Raw genomic sequence first — 16,653 nt, forward strand, 5'->3', positions numbered from 1 at the left:
GACGCGTCGGGGCCAGGCGGCTGCCGCTCCAGGGAGGGCCGCCCCGAACCCCGATCCGCTCTGCCGGACGGCTGTCAGCCCGCCCGGCACGTCCATCAGAGCTCTACGACGATGGATCCAATCGCTTCCCGCGAGGCAGGACGGGTGTAGCCGTCCTCGAAGTCGTCCAGGGCGAACCGGCTGTCGATCACCGGCCGCAGCCGGCCTCCGGCGGCCGGCTTGCCGACCTCCTTGAGGGCTGGGGTGACGTTCTCGTCGCTGTCGGCGTGCAGCCCGTGACCGGCGATGTGCCGGTCGGCGGCGATGAGATCCATCAGGTCGAGCACCGGCTGCCTGCCACCGGTGAATCCCAGCGAGACGAGCATGCCGTGGCGGCGGGCGTTGCGGAGCAGTTCGCCGAAGCGCGCACCGCCGACCGGGTCCAGGTCCAGATCGACGCCTTGGCCGTCGGTGAGGCCGACGGCCTTGTCGATGTCCTGCGAGGGCAGGTCGATCGCCGCCGTCGCCCCGGCCCCGATCGCTCGGCGTGCCTTGTGCGCGGAGGAGACCACGGCGATCGGCCGTGCGCCGAGCGCCTTGCTCGTCTGCACCACGGCGTGTCCGACTCCTCCGGTGACCCCGCAGACGAGAGCGGACTGTCCCGGTTGCACCTGCACGACCCGGGTCAGGGACAGGTACGTGGTCAGGTAGTTGACCGTCAGCGCCGAGCCCTCCGCCCAGTCGAGACTGTCGGGCAGCTCCAGGAGGCGTTCGTCGTTGACGACGACCACCATGGCCGGGAGCCTGAACTACCCGGAAGCCGCCCGCCTCGTGGAGCGCCGCCGCGACCCGAGATCCCAAGTCGACCGCCACGGGGCGTACGAAGACGGAATCCCCGGTGGCCTGCGGCCACACCCGGGTGCGCCCGAGTCGTCCGATCGCCTCCTGGTAGAGCCGTTCGGCCTTCGCGCCCTGCCGGGCGGAGCGCGCGAATGGGCCCTCGGTCCCTGGGCCCGGTCGTGGTCCTCACCAGTGGTTACGGTGGCCGGGCGGTCCGTCGCCCGGTCACCGGGCCGACTTCGAGCGTCTACGCTTCCTCGCTCATTCCCAGGGCGTTGCTGAGCATGGCGATGGCCTGGGCGACGGCCGCGCGTGTGGCATGGGTGTCGCTGAGCGGGTTGAGCATCATGAAGTCGTGCGTGATCCCGTCGTAGCGGACCGTGGTCACGCCGACTCCCGCGGCGCGGAGCTTGGCCGCATAGGCCTCGCCCTCGTCGCGCAGGACATCGGCCTCGTCGACGATGACGAAGGCCGGCGGCAGCCCGGAGAGCTGGTCGAGATCCGCCTTCAGCGGAGAGGCGGTGATCTCGCTGCGCTGCGCACGGTCGGGCACATAGGCGTCCCAGAACCACTCCATGGCCTTGGCCGTGAGGAAGTAGCCGGTGGCGAAGTCGGAGTACGACTTGGTGTCCATGTCGGCGTTGGTGACCGGGTAGTACATGGACTGCTGGACGAAGCGGACGTCGCCGCGTTCCTTGGCCATCAGTGCCAGTGCGGCGGTCATGTTGCCGCCGACCGAATCGCCCGCAACCGCCATACGGTCCGGGTCCAGGCCGTGAGCGGCCCCTTCTCGCATGACCCACTGCGCGGCGGCGTAGCCCTGCTCGATCGCCACCGGGTAGTGCGCCTCCGGCGAGCGGTCGTACTCGACGAACACGACAGCCGCTCGCACCCCGTCCGCCAGCTCGCGCACCAGCCGGTCGTGGGTGTCGGCGTTGCCGAGGATCCAGCCTCCGCCGTGCATGTAGAGCACGACCGGGAGGGGAGACGCGGCGTTCTGCGGGCGGACGATACGGACGCGGACGTCACCGACCTCGGCGGGAACGGTGATCCACTCCGAGTCGACGGGGAGCTTCTCGATCGGCTCCGCCTGGATGTCGTCGAGCACCTTGCGGGCCTTCTCCGGACCGATCTCGTACAGGAACGGCGGTTGCGAGGTGGCGTCGACGATCTGCTGCGAGGCGGGTTCCAGAACGAGGGTGCCGCCGGACTGGACGGTCATGACGATCTCCTTGCGATCTCGGGATGGCTGCTGACCGGGAAGGACGCCGAGGATGCGTGCCCGGCTGGCCCCGGTACGCGAGTGCCTCGGACGGCTTCGGATGAACAGGCACGGCAGCGGTAAGCGCGATATCACAACAGCGTCTCCCGCCCCGGTGGTGATCGCATCCGTCAGGCCCCTGCAGCGGTCCACGCGGCATGTGCCCTCGTCAGCGGGAGACGGCCGCCGATATCGCGTGCAAGCGGAGCGCCGGCTGAAACTCCAGGGCGCGCCCCTACCGCCGGGGCCGCTGCCCGGCCAAAGGGCGCCTCATGGAGCTCCATCGGCCGGGTTCTGGGAACGACACGGCAGGCTGCGTATCAGCGCTTCGCCCGCCACTCCCCGCCGAACTCGGCTCCCACCCGTACGACTGAGTCAATCGTAGCTGTCGCGGCTGGGACGGTCCCTGCCGTCCCTGCTACCGGGTCCAGCCGGACGGGATCGGCCGCCCGCGCCGGAGGCGGTCAGGGGCGGCGGCGGGTGCCGGGCACGCCGGTGACGCGCCACTCCGCTCCATTGGGGCGTCCTTCCGGGCACGGCCACCCTGTGGGCCGCTTCGACCAGGCCGGCGGCGCCGGCGATGCCGCGTTCCAATGAAGCCGACCTTCTTGATCGTCACCTTCGTTGCGATGTTCTTTCGTCGGTACGGGTGAGAAACGAGGGCTGGAGACTTCCGCGCGCTCAGCGGACGATGTCGCGCGCCAGCTCCCAGAGGCGTTCGGCATTCGCCGGGTCCAGCGCGTAACGGGCCACGCCGGGAACACCGAGCTGAGTGGGACGGGCGTCTACCACCGGCGCCTCGTTGACATCCTCGAAATAGCGGCCGCCGCCCCTTCGACCAGCGGCGACGCGGCGAGGAACACGCTGGTCGCGGCGCCCTGCTGGACCGTCTTGCGGTAGGGCTCCGGCGTCCGCAGGCCGCCGGTGTGCCGCTGCAGGTTGGTCGCGATCGCACCCGGGGTGCAGGGCGTTGGCCGTGATGCCCTCACCGGCCCAGCGGCGATGCGCCTCGACGGCCAGGAGGACCTCTGCGGTCTTGGAACCCCTCCGAGCAGGTCCTGCGCAGCATCGCCCGCGCGCTGCTGCTGGACGACGAGGCCACTGCCTACCTGCTGCAGATCGCCGCACCGGCGAGTCCGCGGCGCAAGCGGCCCCGCAAGCCCGAGAGGGTCGGCGAGGGCCTGCGCGCCCTCATCGACACCTGGCCGCTCACCCCGGCGTACATCCACGGCAAGTACATGGACGTACTCGCCGCCAACAGCCTCGCCGTCGCCCTCTCACCGTTCAACGCCCCGGGCCGCAACGGCATCCTCGCCGCTTTCCTGGACCCAGAGATGCGGGAGTTCCATCAGGACTGGGAGGACATGACCGCCCGGATCGTCCCTTATCTGCGCTCCGTCGTCGGCGCGGACGTCGACGACCCGCGCCTGGTCGAGATCCTCGGTGAGCTCTCCCTGCGCAGTGAGCGGTTCCGCAGGCTCTGGGCCCGGCAGGACGTCAAGCACAAGACCAGCGGTACCAGCCTGCTCCTGCACCCCCAGGCCGGTCCTCTGGAACTGCGTTACGAAAAGCTGCTGGTCCCGGGCACCGGCGGGCAGACACTGATCACATACCATGCAGAGTCCGGCAGCGCTTCCGAGGAACGGCTGCGCCTGCTCGCCAGCATGCGCGCCCCGAGGCACGTCGCCGGTACACCGGCGGCAGACCGACCCGTCCCCGGCGCACCACGCCGTGACAAGCGTGGGGGACACGCATCCGGCCCCCGCACGGCTGCCTGAGGCCCTGACCAAGGAACGCGCAGAGCGGGATACCCGCACCTGCCCGGCTTGACGGCGCGCTCGGCCGCGGCTGAGGCCCTGGCCCTGGAACGGCTTGAGAAACCCAGCAGCCCGTCTGTCACCTGAATGCGCTTCCTGAAGTGCCCGTTTGCCATGGCACTCCGACGATCGAAAGCCGGAGATGCCAATGGAAGGCAGGCAGATGAGCGCATCCCTTTCCACGGTCCCTGTCGGTTTCATACGCGGCGTGGGCTTGCTCGCGGCGTTCACTGCGACGTGCGGTGCGGCCGTGTCACCAGCCTTCGCTGACGGCACGGCACTCGGGACCGGCGACAAGCCCACCGTTGTCCTCGTGCACGGCGCGTTCGCCGACGCGTCCGCCTGGACCGGGGTGGTCGAGCGGCTTCGCGCCGCCGGGCATCCGGTCATGGCTCCGGCCAACCCACTCAGGGGCCTGCAGTACGACGGTGTCTACATCGCGAGCGTGCTGCGCAGCATCAAGGGCCCGATCGTCCTCGTCGGTCACTCCTACGGCGGTTCGGTCATCAACGAGGCGGCCCTCGGCAGCCCCAATGTGAAGGCGCTGGTGTTCGCTGCCGGTTTCCTCCCCGCGAAGGGTGAGAGCGCGGGCGAACTCGCCGCCAAGTACCCCGGCAGCACCCTGGGGCAAACCCTGAGCAGGGTGCCCTTCCCACTCCCCGGCGGCGGCACCGGAACGGACCTGTACATCAAGCAGGACCTGTTCCACAAACAGTTCGCTGCCGACGTCCCGTCGTCGAGGGCCGCCGTCATGGCCGCCACCCAGCGTCCGGTGGCCGACACGGCCCTCATGGACAAAGCAAGCGGAGAGGCCTGGAAGACCATCCCCTCGTTCGACCTGATCGCGAGCGACGACAAGAACATCCCGGCCGCGGTGCAACGCTGGATGGCCAAACGGGCCAACGCCGTCTCCGTCGAGGTGCCGTCCTCGCACGCCGCACCTGTCTCGCACCCCGAAGAACTCACCCGTCTCATCGAGCGAGCCACAGGCGTCGCCTCGTCGTCCTCGCCGAGCCTCGCGGCCACCGGTCGCGAGCACACCTGGATGCTGGTCGGCCTGGCCGCGGGCACGACAGCGCTGGGGGCCGGTCTCGTCATGGCGATGCGTCGACGTAGGAACGCCGCTGCATCGTGTCTGTCGGAGTGACTGTAAAAGCGCTCAGCGCAACCGAGGGCTCTTCGGGACAGCCCGCTGGTCACCTTCTGCTTGGTTAGTGCCTTCCTGTCCCGGCCATCGCGATCGAACTCGCCGGTCGCCAGGCACAGGGGAACGTCACGCGCCGGTCGACGGCGCGGTCATTCCTCGACGTCGATCACGATCTTGCCTTCAGTGGTGCCGCTCTCCACGGCGGCGTGGGCGTCGGCCACGGTGGCCAGGGTGAAGTGCCGCGGGTCGAGCCGGGGCATGAGGGCTCCGGTGTCGGCGAGGGTGGCTGCCTCCCGCATGATCTGTCCGTGGTGTTCGCGTCCGCGGCCGGTGAGCATGGGCAGCAGGGTGAAGATTCCGGAGTAGGTGGCCCCCCGGAAGGACAGGGGTGCGAGACTGTGGCTTCCCCAGCCCAAAGCGCTCACGACATGGCCGGTGTAGGTGCGGACCGCGGTGAAGGACGCGTCGAGTACGGCACCGCCAAGGGTGTCGAAGACGATGTCGAAACCTTCTCCGCTGGTGTGCCGGGCGACGTACTCCTCCACGGTCGTGGTGGTGTAGTCGATCGGAACCGCCCCCAACTGCTCGACCGATTCCGTCTTTGCGGGCGATACGGTGCTGAAGACCTGGGCGCCCCGGGCGCGGGCGATCTGGATCGCCACGTGGCCGATGCCGCCGGCTCCGCCGTGGACAAGGACCTTCTGACCCGGGCCGACCTGAGCCCGGTCGACCAGGCCCTCCCAGGCGGTGATGAAGACCAGGGGCAGCGCTGCGGCCTGCCGCATGCTGAGCGAGGCGGGCTTTCGGGCCAACAGGCGGGCGTCGACAGCCGCGTACTCGGCCAGCGAACCCTGCAGATCGCCTACGCCCCCGGTCAGGCCGTAGACCTCGTCCCCGGCGGCGAAGCCGGTGACGTCGTCACCGGCCTGCTCGACTACGCCGGCCAGGTCCAGCCCGAGCACTGCGGGCAGTTCACTCCGGGCGTGAGCGGCCTTCCCGTCCCGGATCTTCAGGTCCAGCGGGTTGACTCCGCTGGCCTTGACCTTGACCAGAACCTGGCCCGGGCCGGCGACGGGCTTATCGGTCTCCTTCAGCACCAGCGGGGTGTCGAACTCTTCCAGAATCAGTGCACGCACGGTGCCCTCCTTGTCTTGCGGACGGCCGGGACCGCCTGTCCGTCCGTTCCGCTCCCCCGGTACCGGGGGCGGTTCCGCTGCCGGTCAGACGAGGAGTGCAGCAATCACGGGTATGGCGCCCGCGTCGATCCCACCACTGCATCGTGTGCACGCAGGACAGGGTGCTGCCACCGCGCCGCAGGTCATGCCCCACCCAAGGTGCCCGGTTCCGGTCTCCGTTGCCGTCCGGTCATGGCCACAGGACGGGAATTCGTCCGAATCCGCTACTCGTAGCCGCCAAGTGGTGGTGCGGGGCGGTTGTCGCGGGGCGGGTCACTCCAGGGCCCTCAGCGCGGCCTCGGCAACCGCCATCAGTGACTTCCGGTCGGGCTCGATGGCACCCATGACCCGCAGGCCGTGCATCGTCACGACGAGATACCGGGCCAGGTCCCGGGCGTCGTGCGTGTCGGCCAGCTGCCCATCCGCCTGAGCCTCCGCGATGACCTGGGAAAGTGCGCCCTCCAACGAGGCTGTCGTCGACCGCACATGGGCGGCTACCTCCCGGTCGCGGGCGACCCGCTCCACGGCGGCACCGACGATCAGGCAGGCTTTTCGGCCGCCGTCACCGACGATCTCGTCCACCGTGGCGACCAGGACTTCACGCAGCAGTTCACGGGCCGGCGCACCCCCACGGAGCAGCTCGATCATGGGTAGTGCGTACCGCTCCCGGTAGCGGTCCATGGCCGCCAAGTACAGGCCCTCCTTGCTGCCGAAGGCGGCATACAACGAGCCGCGGCCCACGCCGGTGGCGTCGACCAGGTCCTGCACCGACGTGCCCTCGTAGCCCTTGCGGCGGAAGGCGTTCATCGCCGCCTCCACAGCCCTTTCGGTGTCGAACTCCCTTACGCGTGCCATGACCGCATCATATCAGGAATGAGAGATAAAGAATTCCTGTCCTCGGAATGGGTCCATTGATCAAAGATTTTTTGACTCTTCGTTCCATATAGGGTCTACTGGTGGACGTCACCTGATCGCGACCGGCAGCACGTCGCTCCCGTAATGAGCGCCTGATCGTTCGTACGAAGCCCAGGACTCAATGACCCTTCGTCCGCGTACTGGCGCGGCGCCGAAAGGACACACAGCATGGACAAGCAGGAATCCCGCATGCCCTTCGCGTGGCGTTCACGTGTGGCCGGCGCAGCCGCGGTGGCCGCGCTGCTGGCCGGCGGGGGCGCGGGCGCGGCAGCCTGGGCCTCCCAGCCCGCGTCACCGGAGCACCACCCGGCGCAGTCCACCGCCGTGCCCGACGCGGCCGTGGTGCAGCGGCTGGCCGACATCGAGGACATCCGTCAGGTGAAGGCGCGTTACTTCCGCTACCTCGACAGCAAGCAGTGGTCCAAGCTGGCTGCCCTCTTCACCGCCCACCCCACCATCGACGTGGGCGCGAAGTACGACAGCGGCAAGGAGCTCGCCGAGAAGACGGCAGCGCTGCTGGGTGAGGCCCCCACCGCCCACCAGGGATTCCTGCCGGAGATTCAGGTGCACGGAAACCGCGCCACGGCGGTCTGGGCGATGGAGGACTACGTGAGTTTCCCGCCCGGCTCCAGGTACAGGAACGGCTTCCACGGCTACGGCGAGTACCACGACACATACAAGCGGATCAACGGCCACTGGTACATCGACAGCACTGTCCTGTCCCGGTTCCGGGTGGACACCGTTCCCAACTGGACGCCGTCCACCGCGCCGAAGAAGTAACAACAAACCCCATCCCCATGAGCCCGTCAAGGCCCATTCGCAGGAGTGACAACATGAGCACCATCGGTGTCGGCATCATCGGCGGCAGCCCGGGCGGCTGGGCCTCCATCAGCCACATCCCCGCCCTGAAGGCAGTGCCGGACTTCGAACTGCGCGCCGTCAGCACCTCGCGCCAGGAATCCGCGAACGCCGCCGGGAAGGAGTTCGGGGTCGAGGCCGCCTTCGACAACCACGCGGACCTCCTCGCCCATCCCGGGGTCGACGTTGTCGTGGTCGCGGTCAAGGTTCCCCACCACCGGGAGCTGATCTCGGCGGCGATCGACGCCGGCAAGACCGTCTACGCCGAATGGCCGCTCGCCCTGAACCTGGCCGAGGCCACCGAGCTGACCCGGCGCGCCGAGGCCGCCGGAGTGCGCACCGCCATCGGCCTGCAGGGCCGCTACCACCCCGAACTCCGCTACGCGCGCCGCCTGATCGAGGACGGCCGGATCGGCCGGGTCATCGGCACCACCATGGTCGGCTCCGGCATGGTCTGGGGCCCGGAGACCACCCGGGCACACGCGTACTGGTACGACCGAACCCAGGGCGCCACTCCGCTGACCGGCGCCGCCCTCCACGCCATCGACGCGCTCAACGTCACCCTCGGGGAGTTCGGCCACCTGTCGGCCAACCTCGTCCTGGGCCGCACGCAGGTCACCGTGACCGACGACGGCAACACCGTCGTCCCGGTGACCGCCCCGGACCAGATCTCCCTCATCGGCACCCTGGACAACGGCGCCGCGGCCTCGGTCTTCTACCGCGGCGGCACCTCGCGCGGCGACAACTTCCGCTGGGAGATCAATGGCACCGACGGGGACCTGGTGCTGACCGCCCCGTGGGGCAACCTCCAGGTCACCGACCTCACGCTCCAGGCCGGCTTCGGCAAGGACACGAGCGTCTCCGACGTCGAGGTCCCCGCCGCGTACTCCGCCGACATCCCCGCAGGCCTCACCGGCCCGGCCAGGAACGTCGCCGCGCTCTACACGCACCTGGGACGGGACTTGCGCGAAGGGACCCGCACGGTCCCCGACTTCGCCTACGCCCACACGCGCCACCAGCTGCTGGACGCCATCGACCGCTCCTCCGCCGAAGGCGCCGCACAGACCCTGGCCTGACCGGCCTGACCCCGGCGGGAACGCCGTGTGCACCTGGACAGCCCCATGCTCCGAATACGTAACGAACGGTCAAGATCGCGAGGGATCATGAAGACAGTAGGCGTAGCCCGATTCGGGGGGCCGGAAGCCCTGCGGGTCTTCGAGGTACCCGAGCCCCACGCCGGTCCCGGCCAGGTGCGCGTCCGAGTGCACGCCGCATCGGTGAACCCCGGCGACCGATACCTGCGCAACGGCTCACTCGGCCGCAACAGTGCCACGCCCCCCTACGTCCCGGGTATGGAAGCGGCAGGGGTGCTCGACGAGATCGGGGCGGGCACAGTCACCGATCTGCGCATCGGGGACCGAGTGATGGCGATGACCGTGCCGACCGAGCCCGGCGGCGGCGCCTACGCCCAGTACCTCACTCTGCCCGCGCAACGGGTGACCCGCGCACCCGAGGGAACCAGCCATGCCGAGGCGGCGACGCTGCCCATGAACGGCCTGACCGCCCGGCGGGCACTTGACCTGCTCGGCCTGTCCCCTGGGCAGACCGTCGCGGTCACCGGCGGTGCGGGCGTGGTCGGCGGATTCGTGATCCAGATGGCCAGGGCCGAGGGGATCACGGTGGTGGCGGACGCGTCGCCGACGGACGAGGAGCTCGTGCGTTCGCTGGGGGCCGACCGCGTAATACGCCGTGGACCCGGCGTCGCCCGGCGCATTCTCGACGCCATGCCGGAAGGCGTGGACGGACTGGTGGACGCGGCCGTCATCGGCTCCGCGGCGGTGGCCGGGGCCGTCCGCGACGGCGGCGTCATCGTCACGCTCCTCGGCGAGGGGCCGCACGCCATCAGCCCGGCGGAGCTGCGACGCCGGTCCCTGCGTACCTCCATGGTGTTCGTTCCGGACTACCTCGACGACCGTGCCCGGCTGGACCGCCTGCGCTCTCAGGTCGAAGCAGGGGAACTCACCTTGCGCATCGCCCGCGTCCTGCCTGCGGAACAGGCCGCCGAGGCCCACCAGCTTCTTGAGGCCGGCGGCGTCCGCGGTCGGCTCGTGCTGGCGTTCTGACCCTTCTCCGCACCAGCACCACATCAACCAACTGCTGAGGCCCTCTTCCTTCATGTCTGCGACATCCGCGCATCCGCATCCGCGCCGCTGGACCGGCTGGTCAACGTCCCGATCGCGGCCATCGGCATCATCGGCGCGGTCACCGTGGTGCAGGACGTTTCCACAGAAGGCAAGCGCACCCGCCTCGACGTATCCGGCGCGATCCTCGCGACGTGGGGCCTGTCGCCCTGGTCTTCGGCTTCGCCGAGGCCGAGAGCCGCGGCGGGGAGGCCGACCCGACCATCACGATGCTCATCGGGAGTGTGATCTTGCTGGTCAAGGGCTACTCCCCGATCGAAACCGGTGTGGCGTTCCTGCCGCTCGCTGCCGCCCAGGCCTTCGGCTCCATGCTCATCGGCACGCGACTTTCCGGCAGGACGCGCCCCGGCTTGCTGATGAGCGGCGGCTACCTGGTCACCCACCGAATCCTCCAAGGTCCCCGAGATGGCGATCTGACACTGAACCCCCCCTGCAAGCCACCCAGCCCAACGCCGGAACAAGGGCTGCCCCACTCGTGATCGGCGGGCGGCGATCATGTTGTCCGGCCGACGTCAGGAGCTGGTGAGGACGACGAGTTGCTGGGTCGCCCGGGTCATCACGACATAGTGGTCGACCGCTCCTTCGATGCCCTCGCCGAACGCCTCCGGGTCGATGAGGACGACCAGGTCGAACTCGAGCCCCTTCGACAGCTCCGGGGTCAGCGACCGGACCCGGGAGGTCGCCCGGAACGTGGAGTCGCCGATGACGCAGGCGATCCCCTCGGCATGTGCGGCGAGCCAGGTGTCGAGGATCGAGTCCAGATCCGACACGGATCCGTGGACGACGGGGACGCCGCTGCTGCGGATGGAGGTCGGCACGTTGGCGTCCGGGAGCACGGCCCGGATGACCGGCTCGGCTTCCGCCATGACTTCTTCCGGCGTCCGGTAGTTGATGCTCAGGGAGGCCAGGTCGATCCGGTCGAGCCCGATCCGCTCGAGCCGTTCCTGCCACGACTCGGTGAACCCGTGCCTGGCCTGGGCGCGGTCCCCGACGATGGTGAAGCTCCGGGACGGGCACCGGAGCAGCAGCATCTGCCACTCCGCGTCGGTCAGTTCCTGAGCCTCGTCCACGACGATGTGCGCGAACGGACCCGCGAGCAGGTCCGGTTCGGTGCCGGGCAGTGCGCTCTCGTCGATCAGGCTGTCCTGCAGGTCCTGTCCGCGCAGCATCGTCACCGCGCCCTCACCGTCGGCATCGGCCGCGATGATGCTGTCGATGACGCCGGCCATGCGCTCTCGTTCGGCGGCGACAGAGGCCTTGTGCCGACGCTTGCGTCGCGACGCCTCCGGGTCGCCGAGCCGCTGCCGTGCCGCGTCCAGGAGCGGCAGGTCGGACACCGTCCAGGCCTGGGGGTCCTCGCGCTGCAGCTTCGACACGTCATCGCGGCTGAGCCAGGGAGCGCACATCCGCAGGTAGGCGGGCACCGACCACAGGTCTCCCACGAGGTCGGCCGCTTCGAGCAACGGCCATGCGCGGTTGAAGGCCGTGAGCAGCTCCCTGTTCTGCCGCAGCGACTTGCGGAGCAGGTCGGGTGAGACGTCGCCGTCGTGCTTGTCCACGAGGATCGTGAGCAGTTCCTCCCAGACCTGGTCGCGCGCATCGTTGTGCGGAGTACCGGGTTCTGCCGCTTCGAACGCCACGGCCCAGTCGTCGGCGCTCAGCCGGATGTCGGACCAGTGGGTCGTGACCGTCATCCCCTCGGCGGGCGGCTCCTCGTAGAACCTGACGGCCGTTTCGATCGCCTTCACCAGGTCCGCGGACGACTTCAGAAGGGCCACGTCCGGGTCGGCCTCGATCGATGCTGCGGCTCCCTCGGCGACGAGGTCCCGCAGGATGCAGGTCTGCACGCCCTCTTCTCCGAGGCTGGGGAGGACGTTGGCGACGTAGTCCAGGTAGGGCCGGTGCGGACCGACGAACAGCACGCCGCCCCGGCGGTGACCGAGGCGAGGGTCGGAGTAGAGGAGGTAGGCGGAGCGGTGCAGAGCGACGACGGTCTTTCCCGTACCCGGTCCGCCGTCGACGACGAGAGCGCCGCGGGATCCCGCGCGGATGATGGCGTCCTGGTCGGCCTGGATGGTGCCGAGCACGTCTCGCATCTTTGCCGACCTGTTGCTGCCCAGGCTGGCGATGAAAGCGGACTGGTCGTCGAGCGCGGCGTGCCGTTCGAGCCCGTCGGCGGTGAACACCTCGTCCCAGTAGTCGCTGATCCGGCCGCGGGTCCAGCGATACCTGCGGCGGCTTGCCAGACCCATCGGGTTGGCGTGGGTGGCTCCGAAGAACGGCTCGGCGGCGGGGGAGCGCCAGTCGAGCAGCAGCCGACGGCCCGCGCTGTCCGTAAGGCCGAGTCGTCCGACGTACACGGGCTCGGGGTTGTCCGCGCTCACCATGTGTCCGAGGCACAGGTCCAGACCGAAGCGACGCAGTGCGCGCAGGCGAGCGGTCAGCCGGTGGATCTCCATGTCCCGGTCCATCGCCTGCCGGCCCACGCCGCCGGGTGCCCTGCGCTCGGCATCGAGGAGGTCGGACAACTCGGCGATCGCCTGCTCGAGGCTCTCCGCGATGGCCGCGAAGTGCTGCTCGTCGTCGGCGATCAGCGTCGGGTCGGCCTTCAGGGAGAGTCGCTCGGGAAGGTCGAACGCACTGGTGGTCAGGGGGGTCACGTCATCAGCTCCGATCCGAGGCCGCGCCCGCGAAGTCCGGCGGCGTCCGGCCCAGGCCAGCGATTCTGCGGCACGACCGGGGCCTTGCCGCAAGCCCCCCTGTGCGCTATAACTTGAGAGTGGCAAGGAGTGGTTGACTCCTTGCCTTTGTTTTTGTCGCCCGACGACCCGCCATGTCTGTGAATGCCAAGACCGCCCCGCGTGCGGCCAGACGTCCCAGACCGCACGCTGGTGACATGGCCGTCGTACAGCCCATCGTCATCTACCCGCCCGCCGGGGACGGCGGGCGGCGGGTCCGTGTGAACGACCGGTTCGTCGGGATGGCGTACGGGCTGCTGGACATCGTCGAGTTCCTGCGCCTCGGGGGCCTGGAGGATGTCGACGAGGGATGGTTGCGACAGTCCGGGCTGGTCGAATGGCGTGGCGGTGGGCCCGATGAATGGAGTACCGATCGGCACGCCGACGGTCCGTGAAGGGAACCTCGGGGTTCACCGGATGCTCCCCGCGTTGGCGCTCCTTCGGACGAGTCCTATGGTGAGAAGGGGTGCGCAGGCTTTTCCCGCGAGCAGTTCATGAGCGGAAGGACATGATCATGTCCCAGGCCACCCGTCACCGTCCGCATCGGCGCAGGCACGACGGTGCCGCAGGCGTCACGGCCACCATCAACCGGGCAGCGAGCGCCGCCGGCGCGGCGGGCCGGGCCGCGGCGGATGCGGTACGGCACCCCCAGGCCGTGGTGGAGAGGTTCCGGCAGCTGCCTCAGGCGCTGCCGCTGGTCCAGCAGGCGGTGGCACCCATCCTGACCGGACGGGTGCGCGACTGGCGTGGGGAGTACGCCTACACGCTGGGTGAGCAGGCATTCATCTACGGTTTTCCGTACATCTACAACGCCCGGCTGCGTCACCAGTGGGTGACACAGCCGCGTGACCCGGCAACGGTGCCGTACGCCCCGGTCAACCATTTCTGGCACGCTCAGCGGCTGCTGGACGCCTCGTACCGGGACGGCGGATGTCCGAACAACGACACCCTGTACTCGACCGCATGGGTGGACCTGCGCAGCGAGCCCGTTGTCCTCTCGCACCCGGACATGGGTGATCGCTATTTCGCCTTCGAGCTGATGGGCATCACCTCCGACAACTTCGACTACGTAGGTCAGCGCTCCACGGGATCGAAGGCCGGCCATTTCGCGATCGTCGGTCCGGACTGGAGCGGAGAGCTTCCCGAGGGGGTGCGGCGCGTAGCGACCGCGCCGAGCCCGTGGATCCTGATCCTCGGCAGGACGCTGGTCGACGGCGAGGACGACGTGCCGAACGTACAGGCGCTCCAAGCGCAGTACCGGATCACTCCGCTCAGCTTCTTCCGCAGCGGCGGCGCTCCCGTCGACCCGGCGCAGCTCCCGGCGAGCCGCGACGTGCTCGCGCCGGTGGACCCCGCGCAGGATCCGCTCGGGCCCTGGAAGACACTCAACGCCATGCTGGCCGAGAACCCGCCACCGGCGCACCACGCGATCCTGCTCAAGCAGTTCGCCGAGGTCGGGATCGGGCCCGGTCTCGATGTCGAGGCCCAGCCGGAGGCGGTCAAGCAGAACCTCGTCCGGGCTGCGGCTGTCGGTCTGCCGGTGCTCAAGCAGCAGATGATCAGCGGGGAGTGGGCACGTCCGGTGAACGGGTGGCGTTACCCGCCACCGCAGATGGGCCGTTTCGGCGACGACTTCCTCAAGCGCGCTGCCGACCAGTCGTTGTTGGGCATCATGGCCAACGATCCCGACGAAGCGGTCTATCTGCTCAACTACCACGACGCGGACGGGAACATGCTGTCGTCCGGCCGGTACGAACTGCGCTTCAGCGCGGGCTCGATGCCACCCGTCGATGCCTTCTGGTCCCTGTCCGCGTACGGCGGCGACATGAACCTGATCCCCAACCCGGCCGGCCGCTACTCGGTCGGGGACCGCACCCCCGGGCTCGTCGTGGACCCCGACGGTGGCCTGACGATCCACCTGCAGCCCGCATCACCGGGAGAGGGCCGCGAGCCCAACTGGCTGCCCACGCCCGAAAGCGGCACCTGGTTCGTGGTCCTTCGCATGTACCGGCCGCACCGCGAGGTCGTGGACGCGGCGTGGGAGTGTCCTCCACTCACCCGCGTCGACTGACCTGTCCCAGGCGCCGGCCCCGGCTCTTCCCCGACACGCCTCTCAGCCGGCTGTGTGCGGTGAGGGTGGCCCTCAACCTGCCCGGGTTGAGGGCCAGTCGGGGCGGCCGGGGAGCGGTGGGACTGTCGCGGTGCAGGGGTTGGCCTCCCTGGGGATCCCAGCGGTCGGGGTCGAAGCGGTGCGGGGAGGTCGCGCAGTGCCTCCGCCGCGGCCGCACATGGCGGCCCGTCCACGCCGCGTTCCGGACACGCACTGTCCGCCACGCCGAGACATGATGCACTGTTTGTGATATGAGTCACATTCAATGGTTGACCCGAGTTGCGGACCGTGCAGGTGGTTACGCCTTTCGTCCCCTATGCCGGAATTTGGCGTGCGCTCGGTGAGAGTGGATCCGGAAATTCCCCCTCCTTTGTTGATTGACTGAATTTGCGCCCTGGTGCGGCTTGGTTGACGCCCTAGCCTGTTGGGGACCTTCAAGGGCACGGGGGAAGGAAGCCTGAATGAAGGAAGCTTCAACTGTTGTCGGGAACCAATCTCCGCACGATGAAGCAATCACCGAGGTCCGGGAGCGACTCCAGGAAGACCTGTCCAGGGTCCGGAAATCGCTCTGCTCTCTTGTGGTTCCACCGAATCACCGGATTCAGGGTCCCATCATGTACGCCGTGGAGAATACGGGGCGTCTGCTGCGGCCCACTCTCGTACTGCTTTCCTCGTATCTGCTGGAGGACGGATGGCAGGGAGCCACGCCTCCGCAGGTGATTGACGGAGCCGCTGCCGTCGAAATCCTGCATTTGGCCACTCTGTGCCATGACGATGTGATCGATGGCGCGCAGGTGCGGCGGGGGAGGCCCAGTGCGAACGCGAAATACGGTGAAGCCGTCGCGTTGCTCACCGGCGATTACCTGCTCGCGCGCTGTATGCAGACCGCCGCGTCCCTCGGCATGTCCCGTATGACGGTGATGGCGGACACGCTGATCGACGTGTGCGTGGGGCAGATGCTCGAGTCCAGCCAGCTCTACGATCCCTTTCGTACCGAAGAGGAGTACTTTGCCGCCATCTCGGGCAAGACCGCACGCCTCCTGCGGACGGCCGCCGCGATGGGCGCCCTGCAGTCGGGAGCGAGCGAGGACGCCCAAGCGGCGCTGGAGAGTTTCGGGCACAACCTCGGCATGGCGTTCCAGATCTGGGACGACATCCTCGACATCTGCAGCCGGGAAACGGGAAAGCAAGCGGCGAAAGACATTCTCAACGGCGTGTACACGCTCCCGGTGATCTACGCCGTCAAGGATTTCCGGGATCGCCTGCAATCCCTGCTGCGCCTGCAGCAGCTTTCCGGTGAACAGTGTCAGGAAGTGATTTCCCTGGTGCACGAGTCCGGTGCGATCGGCAGGGCCGCTGACGTGGCCCAGCGATATGTGTCGGATGCCCTGTACGCCGTGGAGTCCCATCCGGCCACCGCGAAGCACGCCCCGGTCGTACGGCAGTGCCTGCGTGATCTCGTCGACACCTTCGCGTCTCAGCATCCCGCCCTCCAGGCACTGCGGGACACCGCGCAACCGACACCTGAAGGCCTGCCTTAGGCGACGTGACCGAAACGCGAAACACGGCTGGTCACTAGCCGGAAAGTGAACTGGACTCGGGTGTATTCCGG

At 68.9% G+C, this 16,653-nt stretch carries 14 protein-coding genes and 1 pseudogene; 9 read left to right on the forward strand and 6 right to left on the reverse strand.

From position 1 onward, the window contains the following. Positions 1 to 95 precede the first annotated feature (95 nt). From ACFV7R_RS27395 to ACFV7R_RS27405, 3 genes and pseudogenes are all read right to left on the reverse strand, one after another. A complete protein-coding gene (locus tag ACFV7R_RS27395; protein ID WP_385268032.1) occupies positions 96 to 773 on the reverse strand; it encodes a zinc-binding alcohol dehydrogenase family protein in 678 nt (225 codons plus the stop codon). Positions 774 to 1,066: 293 nt separating this feature from the next. Beyond that, entirely contained in the window at positions 1,067 to 2,041 is a 975-nt protein-coding gene (locus tag ACFV7R_RS27400; RefSeq protein WP_385268034.1) for an alpha/beta hydrolase, read from the reverse strand. 720 nt (positions 2,042 to 2,761) lie between these two features. Beyond that, a pseudogene (locus ACFV7R_RS27405) lies at positions 2,762 to 3,121 on the reverse strand (oxidoreductase); the annotation flags it as partial. A 140-nt stretch (positions 3,122 to 3,261) separates the two neighbouring features. Between ACFV7R_RS27405 and ACFV7R_RS27410 the strand changes: the two are divergent. Both ACFV7R_RS27410 and ACFV7R_RS27415 read left to right on the forward strand, forming a co-directional pair. Then, positions 3,262 to 3,858, forward strand: a complete 597-nt coding sequence (locus ACFV7R_RS27410) for a hypothetical protein (protein ID WP_385268196.1) — start codon at positions 3,262 to 3,264, stop codon at positions 3,856 to 3,858. Between the two features lie 202 nt (positions 3,859 to 4,060). Continuing rightward, complete coding sequence (locus ACFV7R_RS27415) at positions 4,061 to 5,044, forward strand: alpha/beta fold hydrolase (RefSeq protein WP_385268036.1); 984 nt, start codon at positions 4,061 to 4,063, stop codon at positions 5,042 to 5,044. A 149-nt stretch (positions 5,045 to 5,193) separates the two neighbouring features. On the opposite strand, the gene ACFV7R_RS27420 is transcribed toward ACFV7R_RS27415, so the two are convergent. Continuing rightward, entirely contained in the window at positions 5,194 to 6,180 is a 987-nt protein-coding gene (locus ACFV7R_RS27420; protein ID WP_385268037.1) for a zinc-dependent alcohol dehydrogenase family protein, read from the reverse strand. Positions 6,181 to 6,492: 312 nt separating this feature from the next. Continuing rightward, positions 6,493 to 7,074 (reverse strand): TetR/AcrR family transcriptional regulator, encoded by a 582-nt coding sequence (locus ACFV7R_RS27425; protein WP_385268038.1) that lies wholly within the window; start codon positions 7,072 to 7,074, stop codon positions 6,493 to 6,495. A 228-nt stretch (positions 7,075 to 7,302) separates the two neighbouring features. Here ACFV7R_RS27425 and ACFV7R_RS27430 point away from each other — a divergent pair, with 228 nt between their 5' ends. The 4 genes from ACFV7R_RS27430 (at position 7,303) to ACFV7R_RS27445 (ending at position 10,672) form a co-directional block, all read left to right on the forward strand. After that, entirely contained in the window at positions 7,303 to 7,914 is a 612-nt protein-coding gene (locus tag ACFV7R_RS27430; RefSeq protein ID WP_385268040.1) for a nuclear transport factor 2 family protein, read from the forward strand. A gap of 53 nt (positions 7,915 to 7,967) precedes the next feature. Beyond that, on the forward strand, positions 7,968 to 9,068 hold the full coding sequence (locus tag ACFV7R_RS27435) for a Gfo/Idh/MocA family protein (RefSeq protein WP_385268042.1): 1,101 nt from the start codon (positions 7,968 to 7,970) through the stop codon (positions 9,066 to 9,068). Positions 9,069 to 9,155: 87 nt separating this feature from the next. Beyond that, positions 9,156 to 10,115, forward strand: coding sequence for an NADP-dependent oxidoreductase (locus tag ACFV7R_RS27440; protein ID WP_385268044.1), 960 nt, complete (start codon positions 9,156 to 9,158; stop codon positions 10,113 to 10,115). A gap of 212 nt (positions 10,116 to 10,327) precedes the next feature. Then, positions 10,328 to 10,672 (forward strand): hypothetical protein, encoded by a 345-nt coding sequence (locus tag ACFV7R_RS27445; protein WP_385268046.1) that lies wholly within the window; start codon positions 10,328 to 10,330, stop codon positions 10,670 to 10,672. 33 nt (positions 10,673 to 10,705) lie between these two features. Here ACFV7R_RS27445 and helR read toward each other — a convergent pair whose 3' ends face one another. Next, positions 10,706 to 12,853, reverse strand: a complete 2,148-nt coding sequence (helR, locus tag ACFV7R_RS27450) for an RNA polymerase recycling motor ATPase HelR (RefSeq protein WP_385268048.1) — start codon at positions 12,851 to 12,853, stop codon at positions 10,706 to 10,708. A 236-nt stretch (positions 12,854 to 13,089) separates the two neighbouring features. Between helR and ACFV7R_RS27455 the strand changes: the two genes are divergently transcribed. The 3 genes from ACFV7R_RS27455 to ACFV7R_RS27465 all read left to right on the forward strand — a co-directional run bounded on the left by ACFV7R_RS27455 (position 13,090) and on the right by ACFV7R_RS27465 (position 16,582). Beyond that, positions 13,090 to 13,326, forward strand: coding sequence for a hypothetical protein (locus ACFV7R_RS27455; protein WP_385268050.1), 237 nt, complete (start codon positions 13,090 to 13,092; stop codon positions 13,324 to 13,326). Positions 13,327 to 13,445: 119 nt separating this feature from the next. Beyond that, positions 13,446 to 15,002: a DUF1254 domain-containing protein gene (locus ACFV7R_RS27460; protein ID WP_385268052.1), complete on the forward strand. Its 1,557-nt coding sequence runs from the start codon at positions 13,446 to 13,448 to the stop codon at positions 15,000 to 15,002. A 500-nt stretch (positions 15,003 to 15,502) separates the two neighbouring features. After that, positions 15,503 to 16,582, forward strand: coding sequence for a polyprenyl synthetase family protein (locus tag ACFV7R_RS27465; protein WP_385268053.1), 1,080 nt, complete (start codon positions 15,503 to 15,505; stop codon positions 16,580 to 16,582). Positions 16,583 to 16,653: the final 71 nt, after the last annotated feature.

It is taken from the genome of Streptomyces sp. NPDC059866, from assembly GCF_042731325.1.
Classification (GTDB): Bacteria; Actinomycetota; Actinomycetes; order Streptomycetales; family Streptomycetaceae; genus Streptomyces; species Streptomyces flavusporus.

What these genes read in the sequence shown, in the direction of transcription:
- ACFV7R_RS27395 (WP_385268032.1), bottom strand. Translation starts at nt 773, where the DNA reads ATGGTGGTCGTCGTCAACGACGAACGCCTCCTGGAGCTGCCCGACAGT.
- ACFV7R_RS27400 (WP_385268034.1), bottom strand. Translation starts at nt 2,041, where the DNA reads ATGACCGTCCAGTCCGGCGGCACCCTCGTTCTGGAACCCGCCTCGCAG.
- ACFV7R_RS27415 (WP_385268036.1), top strand. Translation starts at nt 4,061, where the DNA reads ATGAGCGCATCCCTTTCCACGGTCCCTGTCGGTTTCATACGCGGCGTG.
- ACFV7R_RS27425 (WP_385268038.1), bottom strand. Translation starts at nt 7,074, where the DNA reads ATGGCACGCGTAAGGGAGTTCGACACCGAAAGGGCTGTGGAGGCGGCG.
- ACFV7R_RS27430 (WP_385268040.1), top strand. Translation starts at nt 7,303, where the DNA reads ATGGACAAGCAGGAATCCCGCATGCCCTTCGCGTGGCGTTCACGTGTG.
- ACFV7R_RS27435 (WP_385268042.1), top strand. Translation starts at nt 7,968, where the DNA reads ATGAGCACCATCGGTGTCGGCATCATCGGCGGCAGCCCGGGCGGCTGG.
- ACFV7R_RS27440 (WP_385268044.1), top strand. Translation starts at nt 9,156, where the DNA reads ATGAAGACAGTAGGCGTAGCCCGATTCGGGGGGCCGGAAGCCCTGCGG.
- ACFV7R_RS27455 (WP_385268050.1), top strand. Translation starts at nt 13,090, where the DNA reads ATGGCCGTCGTACAGCCCATCGTCATCTACCCGCCCGCCGGGGACGGC.
- ACFV7R_RS27460 (WP_385268052.1), top strand. Translation starts at nt 13,446, where the DNA reads ATGTCCCAGGCCACCCGTCACCGTCCGCATCGGCGCAGGCACGACGGT.
- ACFV7R_RS27465 (WP_385268053.1), top strand. Translation starts at nt 15,503, where the DNA reads ATGAAGGAAGCTTCAACTGTTGTCGGGAACCAATCTCCGCACGATGAA.